Genomic DNA, 13,157 nt, shown 5'->3' with positions numbered 1-13,157 from the left:
TTGAAAGGAACGTAAAAAGAACAGAATTAGCAAGAAAATGTAAAATGAGCAATACAACATTAGCAAAATTAAATAAAAATAAATCAGTAACATTAACCGTTATTGATAAAATCTGTAAAGAATTAGACTGCAAAATAGAAGATGTTGTAGAAATTATTAATGAAGAGGAGAAATAACGTGTCAAAGAGAAAACAGGTAGAAGTACCAAAAGAAAAAATAGAAGCTCAGGAAGAATTTATTGAGCGTATACATAGAATGAATGAAGATGAATTTAATAAAACAGGTAAAAGGAAATCATGGCTATGCTCTACATTCGGATGTCAGATGAATGAGCACGATTCCGAAATGCTAATATCGATGTTAGAGGCAATGGGATACTCACAAGGTATTTCAGAGGATCAAGCTGATATTGTAATATACAACACTTGTGCAGTTAGAGAAAACGCCGAATTAAAGGTTTACGGAAATCTTGGGCATCTAAAAAACATTAAAAAAAGAAATCCAAATATGAAGATTGTTGTGTGTGGTTGTATGATGCAGCAGCCTCACGTAGTTGAAGAAATCAAGAAAAAATACAGTCATGTGGATCTAATTTTTGGAACACACAACCTGTACAAATTTCCAGAACTTTTATCCGAAACCTTTTCTGGTGACAGTATGCTGGTCGATGTTTGGGATGTTGATGGTGAAGTTGTAGAGGGATTAAAAAGCAATAGAAAGTTCTCAGTGAAAGCATTTGTAAACATTATGTATGGGTGTAACAATTTCTGTACATATTGTATTGTACCGTATACTCGAGGAAGAGAAAGAAGTCGACATTACAACGATATAATCAATGAAATAAAAGAATTGGTTGAAAGTGGTGTTAAGGAGGTAACTCTTTTGGGGCAAAATGTAAACTCATATGGGAAAACTTTGAATGAGGATGATAGAATTGATTTTGCAACCTTGCTTAGAAAAGTGAATGAAATTGATGGATTAGAGAGAATTAGATTTATGACCTCTCATCCAAAGGACATTTCTGATGAGGTTATTTATGCGATTAGAGATTGTGAAAAAGTGTGTGAATTTCTGCATTTACCATTTCAATCTGGGTCAACATCACTCCTGAAAAAGATGAATAGACATTACTCAAAGGAGGACTATTTGAAAATAATAGAAAAGGCAAAAAAAGAAGTTCCTGGCATGGCTTTTTCAACAGATATAATGATCGGATTTCCTGGCGAAACTGAGTCAGATGTAGATGATACCATTGATATTGTAGAAGCAGTGAGATATGATTCTGCATTTACATTTATTTATTCAAAGAGACGTGGAACTCCTGCTGCAACAATGGAGAATCAAATACCAGAAGATATTAAACATCAAAGGTTTGACAGAGTATTAGAGGCTGTGAATAGAATTTCAGGAGAGATGAATTCGAAATATATGGGTGAAATAGTTGAAGTTCTAGTAGAGGGTGCTTCTAAGAAAGTGGCTGATATTTATTCTGGAAAGACTAGACAAAATAAAACTGTTAATTTCTCAGGTGGTAACGAAAGTCTGGTAGGAAAATTGGTAAATGTGAGGATAACTGATCCAAAGTCTTTTTCATTGAACGGAGAGCTTGTCGAGATTTTGAGATAAGGTACGTAATGATTGATTTGTTGAAGCAAATTGTCGCTTTATTTAAATAAATAGCTGTCTTGTGGAAATAAAATAGTTTCTTTATTAGAAACAAGTAATTGATTTGTGGAAACAATTTGGCAAATGATGTATAATAGCTTTAAGGAAATATTTATCAATAATTTGTTAGAGGAGTTATATATGAAAAAAATAAATAAAAAGTCGTTTTTTCTTTTTATATCCTTATTGCTCATATCGGGATATTTGACAGGGTGTGCTGAAGAGGTTTATCAGGATCAAAGAATGAATACAGGGTCTAATAAAGAAAATGAGATTGAGTATTCTATATATAATAATGGTTTACTTAATTCAGGATATAACTGGTACTCTGAATTCTTGGGTGAATTTTTGATAGCTATTAAAGATAATAACTACAAGGTGAGTGGGAAAGTAGTATCAAATCAGATAGACAAGCTTGAAATAAAGATTGAAGAAATAAAAAACATAAAGGTAAGCAAGGTTATAGAGCAGATGGAATTCAACAAGGAGGAGCTTTCAAAAAAGGATAAAAATGACAATGCTTATTTTGAAAGGGTAAAGAATAACGAAAAAAATATTGAGAGCAATATACAAAAAATGATCGAAATCTTATCAAATATCAAAACTGGTTTGCAATTGGGAAAAGATGGACAATATGATGGAGATGATTTGAAACAAATTGAAGAAATCCAGAAAAAAACAATAGAGATATTTGACAATGAAATAAAAATGCAATCTTAAAGTTGTTGAAAACACTTTATTTTTTCTTAGATATGCTATAAAATATTACTAGAATAAAAAGAATGGAGGTTTCCTATGTCGTTTGAAAGAGAAAATTCAAATTTTATTAGAAATATAGTGATAGACGATTTAGAAAATAAGAAACATGATAGTATAATAACCAGGTTTCCGCCAGAGCCAAATGGATATCTACATATTGGTCACGCAAAGAGTATATGTCTAAATTTTGGTCTTGCAAGGGAGTTTGATGGAAGAGTGAATTTGAGATTTGATGATACAAACCCAGCTAAAGAAGACATTGAATATGTTGAATCGATAAAAAATGATGTTGAATGGTTGGGCTTTGGTTGGGATGAACTACATTTTGCATCCAACTATTTTGAAGAAATGCATGATAGGGCAGTTCTTTTGATAAATAAGGGGTTGGCATATGTTGACGATTTGAGTGCCGATGAAATCAGAGAATACAGAGGAACTCTTAAAGAGCCTGGTAAAGAAAGTCCATATAGAAATAGAACGATAGAAGAGAACTTAGATTTATTCAAGAGAATGAGAGCCGGTGAATTTAAGGATGGGGAGAAGGTTCTTAGGGCGAAAATTGATATGGCATCTCCAAACATCAATCTAAGAGATCCTGTTATATATAGAATTTCCCATTCTACTCATCATAATACTGGTGATAAATGGTGTATTTATCCTATGTATGCATTTGCTCACCCACTTGAAGACGCAATTGAAAAGATTACACATTCTATTTGTACTCTAGAATTTGAAGACCAAAGACCATTTTATGATTGGACTGTGAGAGAATGTGAAATGGAAGCCATTCCAAGACAGATAGAATTTGCTAGATTGAACATGACGAATACTGTTATGTCTAAAAGAAAATTAAAACAGCTTGTGGATGAAGGAATAACTGATGGCTGGGATGATCCTCGTATGCCTACTATTTCAGGCTTGAGAAGACGTGGCTATACTCCAGAATCAATAAGAAGCTTCTGTTCTGAAATAGGAATTTCAAAGGCTGATTCTACTGTAGATAGTCAGATGCTTGATTACTTCTTGAGAGAGGATCTTCAGATGAAGGCTCCTTTGGCGATGGCGATAATCAATCCATTAAAGCTGGTTATCACAAATTATCCTGAGGGTGAATCAGAGCTTATCGAGATAGAAAACAATGCCAAAAATGAAGAAATGGGTAAAAGATTTGTTTCATTTTCAAGAGAATTGTATGTAGAGAGAGATGATTTTATGGAAGTTCCAGTAAAGAAATATTTTAGACTTTTCCCTGGAAATGAAGTTAGACTAAAGGGTGGTTATTATGTCAAATGCAACGATGTAATAAAAGATGAAAATGGCGAGGTTATCGAGATACATTGCACTTATGACCCAGCTACGAAAAGTGGATCAGGATTTGAAGGGAGAAAGGTCAAAGCTACAATCCATTGGGTAGATGCAAACAACTGCAAGCCTGCAGAATTTAGATTATATGAGCCATTAATTTTAGATGATGAGCCAGAAAATGAAGGCAAGCACTTCTTAGAACAGATAAATAGCAATTCATTGATTGTTAAGAACGGATTTGTAGAAGTTTCAGCAACTGAGAATGCAAAGAAAAACGACAAATTCCAGTTTATCAGAAATGGGTTCTACTGTGTTGACTCAAAATATTCTACAAAAGACAATTTGGTATTTAATAGAATAGTACCTTTGAAGAGCTCATTTAAACCAAATAAATAATAAAAAATCAATTAATAACGGACAGTAGATAATGAATAAACAATAAATAGTAAAATGTATGTAGGAAAAACTTCTTACATACATTTTTGCCATAAAAATAGCCTCCTATGATAATTGTACCATAGAAGGCTATTTTTGATTTTAATTTACAGACCTTTTTCACAGTTTCATAAAAATGATTGTGTAATATTCTTAATATCCAAACATTATACAATCAAATTATTGTAAATAATATTTTTTTGCTCTATTCTAAAATCTTATTAGAGATGGATCTATTGTATTTTATTCTATCATTTTCATTCAATATTTTTTTTCTTAGTCTTATCGAATCAGGCGTAACTTCAACTAATTCATCATCTTCAATAAATTCCAAGGACTCTTCAAGGGTAAAGATTCTAGGTGGTGAAAGTTTAATAGCGTCATCTGAGCCAGAAGCTCTAACGTTACTCATTTTTTTGTTCTTTGTAGGATTTACCACCATATCCTCTTTTCTTGAGTTTATACCAATAATCATACCCTCATACACATCAACACCTGGATTTACAAATAAAACTCCACGAGAAGAAAGTGCATTCAGTGCATATCCCATTGTTTTTCCATTTGCCTGAGATATCAATACTCCGTTTAATCTAGAAGGTATTTCTCCCTTATATTCCTCATATCTTTCAAATGATGTAAGAAGAGTACCTTCGCCTCTAGTTGAGTTTATAAATTCACTTCTGTATCCAAGCAAGCCTCTAGTAGGTACAAGGTACTGAATTTTCACATATCCATCTATAAGATCCATAGACTCCATCATACCCTTTCTTATATTTAAATCGTTGATAATGGTACCAGAATACTCTTCAGGACAGCTGACAGTTACCCTTTCGATAGGCTCGATTGTATTTCCATTTTCGTCCTTTTTAAACAATACCTGTGGCTTTGAAACTCCAAGCTCATAGCCTTCTCTTCTCATATTTTCGATTAGTATTGATAGATGTAGCTCTCCACGGCCACTAACTTTATATCCATCTGTTGTATCCAAAGGCTCTACCTTTAAACCAACATTGACTTCAAGCTCCTTTTCCAATCTATCTTTGATATGTCTTGTGGTTACAAATTTTCCACTTCTACCTACAAATGGAGAATCATTTACCATAAAATTCATTGATAGAGTAGGTTCTTCAATTAATATTTTACCCATTGGAAGGTTGGAATCGGAATCACAAATTGTTTCGCCAATAGAAATATCAGGAATACCAGCAATAATGACCATCTCACCGCTTGATGCTTCCTTTGTTTCGACTGTTTTCAAGCCTTCATAAACTTGAAGCCTTGAGATTTTGCCCTTTCTAGGCTCTTCACCCTCAGAGCAAATATTTATTTGTACAGATGAATCAAGCTTGCCATTGAAAACTCTACCTATACCAAGCCTACCAATATAATCATCATAAGCCAATGCCGAAATCTGTACCTGCAGTGGTTCTTCATCATAATCTGGGTATGCTTCAGCATGGTTTGTTATAGTTTCAAAAAGTGGTGATAAATCAGTGCTTTCATCTTCCATTTCTAATTTTGCAATTCCTTGCTTTGCAATACCATAAACAATAGGGAAGTCGCATTGCTCATCAGTCGCATTAAGCTCTACAAATAAGTCAAAAACTTCATTAACGACGTCTTCGGCTCTCTGGTCATTTTTGTCGATTTTGTTTATAAATAGTATCGGTCTAAGACCCTGCTCTAATGATTTTTGAAGCACGAATCTCGTTTGAGGCATTGGACCTTCAGTTGCATCAACCAGTAGAATAACTGTATCAACTGTTTTCAAAACTCTCTCAACCTCAGAGGAGAAGTCACTATGTCCTGGCGTATCTACTATGTTGATCTTATAATCACCATGTCTTATAGAACAGTTCTTTGAATAAATTGTTATTCCTCTCTCCTGCTCCAAATCGTTACTGTCCATAACACAGTCTTTTACAACCTCATTTTCTCTAAAAACTCCACTCTGATTTAGAAATGCATCTACAAGTGTAGATTTTCCAGCATCAACGTGGGCAATTACTGCTATATTAATAATTTTATTATGTGTACTTGTCACTTAAAACGCTCCTTAACTTTTTCATTTTTTAAATTAATATATTTTTTCACAGAAATAATATGTAAAATTATTAAACTTTAAGATTTAGACTGTTTGTAAATTATTGTACCAAATTATATTAATTTGGTATATATTATAAAATTGTACATTATAATATTTTAAAATAAATTCAAGGTGTCTTAAAACAAATTCAAGAATCAATATTATTCTGTATATAGATATAACTTAATAAGTATAACAAAAAAAAAGCTATATGTATAGCTTTTTATTTGTTCCTTGGCATGAAATCGTCATCCGAATCATATGATTTTACAAGGTATGTCAGCACCAATCCACAAAACAATCCACCAATAATTACAAACCAAGGCATTTTGGGATTAAATACCAATTTGTATGCCAAGGCTCCTGATGAAGTAATTATTGAAAAAAGTGCAATAAACAACATTAGATTTTTAGTAGCTTTACTCATTTTTCCCTCCCATAGTATTTTATTATAGGGTATCCTTAATACAAGGATAATTTTCATAACTATATTATATTAGATTGTAGCCTATAATTCAAATAAAGAATAACTAGATAATAATTCAGATAAAAATTAATTAGCCAATAATTAGTATAAAGATCAATAAGAGCTATTGAAAATAAGTACGGATTAGATTTAGATATTTTTTAAAAAATGGGGTATAATTATACATATAATAAATTTCAATTGAGGAGGGGTGTTAAATTGAATAAGAACAACTTCAATAGTGATGGCTTCAAGCAAATTGACTTTGTGGTAAAGGGTATGAGCTGTGCTGCTTGCTCCAAATCGGCAGAACGTTCATTAAAAAAGATCGATGGAGTCATTTCGGCAAGTGTAAATATAGCGACTGAAAAAGCCATTGTTGAGTATGATCCAAAGCTTGTAGAGATAGATGATTTGGAAAATGCTGTAAAAAAGGTTGGATTTACAATGGAAATTGAAAAAAATTATGATGAGGATACCGAAAAAGGTATATCATTCAATAGATTTTTATTGGCGATAATCTTTGCCTCATTACTTTTGTTGGTTTCAATGGGACCAATGGTTGGTCTTAAGCTGCCACAAATAATCAGCGACAGAGAAAATCCCTTTAGTCATGCTTTACTGCAATTGGCGTTGGTCATACCAGTTATGATTACTGGAAATAAGTTTTATACAAAGGGCTTTATGTCATTATTCAACGCAAGCCCCAATATGGATTCGCTTGTGGCGGTATCAACTACGGCTGCATTCGTGTTCAGTGCCTTTAATACGTATAGATTAGGCTTTGACCATGATTTTCATCATAGTCTGATGCAGAGTCATAATCATCTACCACTATACTACGAAAGCGTTGCAGTAATAATTGCCTTGATAATGCTGGGAAAATACTTGGAGACGAGAAGCAAGGAAAAAACTTCTGATGCCATCAAATCCTTGATGAGTCTACAGGCAAAAACTGCAATAATAGAGATAGATGGAGCCGAGAAGGAAATAGCTGTGGAAAATGTAAATATCGGTGACATAGTCATAGTGAAGCCAGGTCAAAAAATTCCAGTTGATGGTACTGTAATTGAGGGAAGCTCGTCGGTTGACGAATCAATGCTGACAGGAGAAAGCATTCCGGTAGAAAAGAATATTGGAGACATAGTAACTGGAGGTAGCATAAATAAAAATGGATATATCAAATTCAAGGCTGAAAAAATTGGTAAGAATACTGTATTGTCACAAATCATAAGGCTAGTTGAGGATGCACAAAATAAAAAGGCTCCAATTGCAAATTTGGCTGATAGAGTTTCTGGTGTATTCGTACCAGTTGTCATGGCAATAGCATTTGTATCGGGCTTGGGTTGGTATTTTATAGGCAAGTCAACGTTTGAATTTGCACTTACAATTTTTGTTTCTGTACTTGTCATTGCTTGTCCATGTGCTCTTGGACTTGCTACACCTACTGCAATTCTCGTGGGCACAGGTATAGGAGCAAGCAATGGAATACTTATAAAGGGTGGCGATTCTCTTGAGTTGGCACACAAGATTACACTTGTAGCATTTGACAAAACTGGAACCTTGACAGAAGGAAAGCCTAGAGTAACAGATATAAAGCTAATAGAGAAGGATATTTCAATCGAAAATCTATTAACTCTTGTGGCATCATCAGAAAAAAAATCAGGACATCCGCTTGCAGATTCTATTGTAGAATTTGCCGAAGAAAAAAATGTCGATTTGGTAGATGTAAATAAATTTAAAAATATAATAGGTAAAGGAATCTGTTCCGAAATAGATAACAAACAAATTTCAATAGGTAATAGAAAGCTGATGGACGAATTTAACATTGAAATTTCAGATAAAATATCGAAGCTGGCAGAAAGACAAGAATCGCTTGGAAAAACAGTAATGTTCGTCGCAATCGATAAAAAGTTATACGCATTGATTGAGGTTGAGGATGTAATCAAAGAAAGCTCGAAAAAGACTATCGAAAAATTGCATGGCATGGGAATTAAGGTTGCTATGATTACTGGAGATAACAAGAAAACAGCCGACAATATAGCTAAGGAGTTGGGGATTGATCTTGTCAAATCAGAGGTTCTTCCTTATGAAAAGTCAGCTGCAGTTAAATCCTTCCAATCTGAAAATGAATTTGTTGCCATGGTTGGAGATGGAATCAATGATGCTCCAGCATTGGCTCAAGCAGATTTAGGTATTGCGATTGGAAATGGTACTGATGTGGCTATTGAATCGGCAGACATTGTATTGATGAGAAATAACCTTATGAATGTCGCCAATTCCATAAAATTGAGCAAGGAAACCATTAGAAATATAAAACAGAATTTATTTTGGGCATTCGGATATAATGTCATTGGTATACCTTTTGCCGCAGGAATAATTCATATTTTAGGTGGACCTTTGCTTAATCCGATGATAGCAGCCGCTGCGATGAGCTTTTCATCTGTTAGTGTTGTTACAAACGCACTTAGATTAAAATATTTTAAAGCATATGATGTACAAAAAACACAAGCTATGTAATAAAGACGTATAACATATAAAAAAACATACAGCTTGTAATAAAGATATGCAAAGTGTAATAAATACAAAAATACCGACTTTCCAAGCATTAGAATTTTGTTCTAGCATTTGGGAGTCGGTATTGTGTTTGATTAAATATCGATTACGGATTTGGAGATTAATCCAAGTCCTTTAAACCTTTCAAGGAATAGCTTGTGTTCATCATGATTGATATACACAGGTAGAGCAGCCTCAGATGCAAGCTCGACAAAAAGTATTATGTCCATGTTTGAATCATTATCAAGACAATTTACTTTAAAGTCATAATCCAAAATTACCTTATACTCATTTTTCAGCTTTTCATAAATCTTTTTTAATAGGCTTCCAGCTTCCAATAGCTTTGATTTATCCTCAAACTTAAATAATACGATATGCTTCATAGCTTCCTCCAATTAAATTTTTATCTTACAGTATAGAATGTATAGGGACGATTCACTGCACAAAATCTATCATTATTTCTATTATACAATAATTTAATAACCATAATCAATCATAAAAATACTTGTTCGGCAATTGTAAGAAGTTTTGTTCGATGATTATAAAAATGTTTGTATTTTTCGTTAGATATTATAAATTTATCTCAAAAAAAGACAAAAAATTCATCAAAAAATTGCTAATTTGAAAAAAATATGTTATAATCAGATTTATATTACAATAAATGTTCGCAAAAATTCGAAGTGTAATATGAACTTTATTTTATTGAAAGAAGGAATATTATGAATCAATACAATATACTTGTAGCTGAAGATGATTTGGATATACAAGAACTTATGGTAGAATTTCTTAATGCCAATAATTATAATGTAGATGCCGTTTCTGATGGCATCGAATGTATGCATAAATTCAAAGAAAAGGATTATGACCTGATTATATTAGACATAATGATGCCAAATCTTGATGGTTATACTACCTGTAAAATGATAAGAAATACATCAAATGTTCCGATAATTTTTCTTACAGCACTAAATGAGGAAAGCAATCAGATGAACGGATTTGATATAGGTGCAGACGATTATATTACAAAGCCGTTTTCATTTAATATTTTGATAAAGAGAGTGGAGGCTGTTCTAAGAAGGAGTAGCAATAGCGTATCATCAGAGTTTCTAAGCTTTGACAATTTAAAGCTCAATCTTAACACATATTCGATTGAGGTTGGAGACAAAGATGTTGAGCTTACCTTGAAAGAGTTTAACATTTTAAAGGAATTGATAGAAAAATACCCTCATATCGTAACTAGAGAGAATCTGTTGGATAGTATATGGGGCTATGATTTCTATGGAGATACGAGAATAGTCGATGCTCATATCAAAAATATCAGAAAAAAAATTGGTGTTCCATGCATTAAAACTGTTAAGGGGATAGGATACACGTTGGAGAAAAATGTTCAATAAATTGAAAGAAAATATATCAGAAAAAAATATAAAAAAATTAAGAACGAAAATTTTCGTTATGACATTTGTGCTGGAGATTATATTCGCATTGACGACTGTTGTAACTATATATTTACTTATTCCGGCTATTATAGAGTCAAAAAAATTAAGCGAACCAGACTTATTACTGATTTTACAAAATGAAATCAAGTCGGACGTATTTCTGTTTCCCGGACTGTTAGTTATTATTTCATTGTTTTCGCTTATAGGCTCATACTTGCTTTCCGGTATTGTAACAGAACCATTAATAAGGATTATTGATTATGATAAATTTCAAATGACTAGAAAAAAGGAGTTCATAGCAGCTATATCCCATGATCTAAAGACACCAATTACGGTCATAAGTGGTCAGCTGGAGGGGATGATATATAATGTCGGAAAATTCAAGAACAGAGATTTGTATTTAAAGAAGTGCTATGACGCTACTCAAGAGATGAAGCATTTAGTAGATAAAATGATGGAAATCTCCAAAAATGAAATTCTCAACAATCGTGATGCTTCCGAATATATACAAATCGACAAACTGATTGAAAAATCTATAGAAAAGCATAAGTTTCTATATGAGAAAAAAAATACGAAATTAATAAAAAACATTAGAACATCAAAGCAGATTTTTGCAAATGAGACTGATATTGAAAGTGTTTTAAACAATATAATAGGTAATGCGATCATGTATTCACCAGAATACAATACTGTTATAATAACAGCAAACGAGGAAAGGCATACTCTTTCTGGATATACTGTTGTTTTAACTGTTGAAAATACTGGAGTTACGATATCAAAAGAGCATTTGGCAAAAATTTTTGATCCACTATATCGAGTCGATTCATCAAGAAATAGAAATAGTGGAGGTAGTGGATTTGGCTTGTTTTTTGTCAGCCAGATTTTGGATAACTACGGTTTTAAATATGAGATGTTTAGTAGAGAAAACTCTACAGTTTTTAGAATAGAGTTTGAATCTAATAACATAAATTTATGTACTAAATAATTTTTACGGAGGTTTTAAATGAATTCAAATCAAGAATTAAGCGGTATTAAAAAGCTATTTCCTTTGTTAGCTGAGAAAGATACCAACTTAAGAAAAGAAATTGTTGCTGGTGTGACGACTTTCTTGACAATGGCTTATATCATAGCCGTTAACCCAAATACACTTTCTGCTGCAGGAATGGATGCTGGAGCATTGGTAACTGCGACTTGCTTGGCAGCTGCAATAGGTTGCTTTATAATGGGCTTTATGGCAAATCTACCTTTTGCATTGGCATCAGGCATGGGGCTTAACGCATTTTTTGCTTACACAGTTGTGTTAAAAGGTGGAGTTCCTTGGGAGGTTGCTCTTACAGCCGTATTCGTCGAAGGTATTATATTTATTTTACTTACTCTTTTCAAGGTTAGAGAAGCTGTTGTCAATTCAATTCCTATAAATATGAAGCACGCTGTTACAGCAGGTATTGGTATATTTATCGCATTTATTGGATTAAAGGGTTGCGGATTGATAGCTGCCAATGAAGCTACATTGGTGAGTATGAATCATATAACACCAACTGTAATATTCGCATTTATCGGACTTATTGTAATAGCAGTATTCGACAAAAAAGGATTAAAGGGAGCCATTTTAGCTGGTATAGCTGTATCGTCAATACTTGCATGGGGATTTGCAATGATGAATCCAAAGCAGGCCACTGAGCTTGGAATTTATTTACCAAATGGACTTTTTAAATATGAATCTATCAAGCCGATTGCTGGAAAGGTAGATTTTGGATTTTTGACACACCCAAAGGATATTGGTAATTTTTTTGTTGTGGTTGCAACATTGCTTTTCGTCGACTTCTTCGATACAGTTGGTACTCTTGTAGGTGTTGCATCAAAAGCAAATATGCTTGATGAAAACGGAAATGTGCCAAATGTAGGTAGAGCATTACTTGCTGATGCATTTGCGACAACTATAGGTGCTACTCTTGGTGTTTCAACTGTAACTACTTATGTAGAATCATCAACAGGTGTTATGGAAGGTGGTAGAACTGGTTATACGGCTATTACAGTAGGAGTTCTATTCCTTTTGGCGATGTTCTTCTCGCCAATATTTATAGCAATTCCAGCCTGTGCAACTGCTCCTGCACTGATTTATGTCGGTTACTTGATGTTGAGCTCTATCCACAATATAGATATACACAATGTTACAGAAGGATTACCGGCATTTATTACAGTAGTGGGAATGGCCCTTACTTATAGTATAGGTGATGGATTAACAATAGGTATAATGTCATATGTATTGATTAACTTGTTGTACAATATATTCGCACCAAAGCAGGAAAAAGAAAAAATTTCACCTGTAATGGTCGTGTTGGCTATTTTATTCTTCATAAAACTAGCATTTTTATAAGAAATTAATAATATATATTGAAATATTGCTCTATTTTGGTTAATATAGTAGTATAGTATATTATGGACTATT

At 33.1% G+C, this 13,157-nt stretch carries 11 protein-coding genes; 8 read left to right on the top strand and 3 right to left on the bottom strand.

Features of this window, described 5'->3' with window-relative positions; all coding sequences use genetic code 11:
* From BM120_RS11330 to BM120_RS04405, 4 genes are all read left to right on the top strand, one after another.
* Positions 1-176: helix-turn-helix domain-containing protein (locus BM120_RS11330; protein ID WP_091993602.1), on the top strand; the 176-nt coding region annotated here is incomplete at its 5' end.
* A gap of 1 nt (position 177) precedes the next feature.
* Complete coding sequence (miaB, locus tag BM120_RS04415) at positions 178-1,626, top strand: tRNA (N6-isopentenyl adenosine(37)-C2)-methylthiotransferase MiaB (RefSeq protein ID WP_091993601.1); 1,449 nt, start codon at positions 178-180, stop codon at positions 1,624-1,626.
* Positions 1,627-1,806: 180 nt separating this feature from the next.
* Positions 1,807-2,385, top strand: a complete 579-nt coding sequence (locus BM120_RS04410) for a hypothetical protein (RefSeq protein ID WP_091993599.1) — start codon at positions 1,807-1,809, stop codon at positions 2,383-2,385.
* A 75-nt stretch (positions 2,386-2,460) separates the two neighbouring features.
* Complete coding sequence (locus tag BM120_RS04405) at positions 2,461-4,125, top strand: glutamine--tRNA ligase/YqeY domain fusion protein (RefSeq protein ID WP_091993598.1); 1,665 nt, start codon at positions 2,461-2,463, stop codon at positions 4,123-4,125.
* Positions 4,126-4,369: 244 nt separating this feature from the next.
* On the opposite strand, the gene typA is transcribed toward BM120_RS04405, so the two are convergent.
* A complete protein-coding gene (gene typA, locus BM120_RS04400; protein WP_091993596.1) occupies positions 4,370-6,208 on the bottom strand; it encodes a translational GTPase TypA in 1,839 nt (612 codons plus the stop codon).
* Positions 6,209-6,473: 265 nt separating this feature from the next.
* Entirely contained in the window at positions 6,474-6,677 is a 204-nt protein-coding gene (locus tag BM120_RS04395) for a hypothetical protein (RefSeq protein WP_091993595.1), read from the bottom strand.
* 258 nt (positions 6,678-6,935) lie between these two features.
* On the opposite strand from BM120_RS04395, the gene BM120_RS04390 reads away from it, so the two are divergent.
* On the top strand, positions 6,936-9,236 hold the full coding sequence (locus BM120_RS04390; protein WP_242941560.1) for a heavy metal translocating P-type ATPase: 2,301 nt from the start codon (positions 6,936-6,938) through the stop codon (positions 9,234-9,236).
* Positions 9,237-9,367: 131 nt separating this feature from the next.
* Here the strand turns inward: BM120_RS04390 and BM120_RS04385 are convergent, their stop codons facing one another.
* Entirely contained in the window at positions 9,368-9,655 is a 288-nt protein-coding gene (locus BM120_RS04385) for a Dabb family protein (protein WP_091993592.1), read from the bottom strand.
* Between the two features lie 336 nt (positions 9,656-9,991).
* On the opposite strand from BM120_RS04385, the gene BM120_RS04380 reads away from it, so the two are divergent.
* Genes BM120_RS04380 through BM120_RS04370 form a run of 3 tightly spaced genes read left to right on the top strand, consistent with a single transcriptional unit; the run spans position 9,992 to position 13,085 of the window.
* Entirely contained in the window at positions 9,992-10,666 is a 675-nt protein-coding gene (locus BM120_RS04380) for a response regulator transcription factor (RefSeq protein WP_091993590.1), read from the top strand.
* A complete protein-coding gene (locus BM120_RS04375) occupies positions 10,656-11,693 on the top strand; it encodes a sensor histidine kinase (RefSeq protein ID WP_091993588.1) in 1,038 nt (345 codons plus the stop codon). Before BM120_RS04380 ends, BM120_RS04375 begins: the two co-directional genes overlap by 11 nt.
* 18 nt (positions 11,694-11,711) lie before the next feature.
* The gene (locus BM120_RS04370) at positions 11,712-13,085 is read left to right on the top strand and encodes an NCS2 family permease (protein ID WP_091993586.1); all 1,374 of its coding nucleotides are present in this window, start codon (positions 11,712-11,714) and stop codon (positions 13,083-13,085) included.
* Positions 13,086-13,157 lie beyond the last annotated feature (72 nt).

Source organism: Peptostreptococcus sp. D1 (genome assembly GCF_900112955.1).
In the GTDB taxonomy this organism is placed as follows: Bacteria; Bacillota; Clostridia; order Peptostreptococcales; family Peptostreptococcaceae; genus Peptostreptococcus.
Note: the sequence above shows the minus strand (reverse complement) of the source record. Positions and strands in the feature narration are given on the sequence as shown.

What these genes read in the sequence shown, in the direction of transcription:
- BM120_RS04410 (WP_091993599.1), top strand. Translation starts at nt 1,807, where the DNA reads ATGAAAAAAATAAATAAAAAGTCGTTTTTTCTTTTTATATCCTTATTG.
- BM120_RS04405 (WP_091993598.1), top strand. Translation starts at nt 2,461, where the DNA reads ATGTCGTTTGAAAGAGAAAATTCAAATTTTATTAGAAATATAGTGATA.
- BM120_RS04395 (WP_091993595.1), bottom strand. Translation starts at nt 6,677, where the DNA reads ATGAGTAAAGCTACTAAAAATCTAATGTTGTTTATTGCACTTTTTTCA.
- BM120_RS04385 (WP_091993592.1), bottom strand. Translation starts at nt 9,655, where the DNA reads ATGAAGCATATCGTATTATTTAAGTTTGAGGATAAATCAAAGCTATTG.
- BM120_RS04380 (WP_091993590.1), top strand. Translation starts at nt 9,992, where the DNA reads ATGAATCAATACAATATACTTGTAGCTGAAGATGATTTGGATATACAA.
- BM120_RS04375 (WP_091993588.1), top strand. Translation starts at nt 10,656, where the DNA reads ATGTTCAATAAATTGAAAGAAAATATATCAGAAAAAAATATAAAAAAA.
- BM120_RS04370 (WP_091993586.1), top strand. Translation starts at nt 11,712, where the DNA reads ATGAATTCAAATCAAGAATTAAGCGGTATTAAAAAGCTATTTCCTTTG.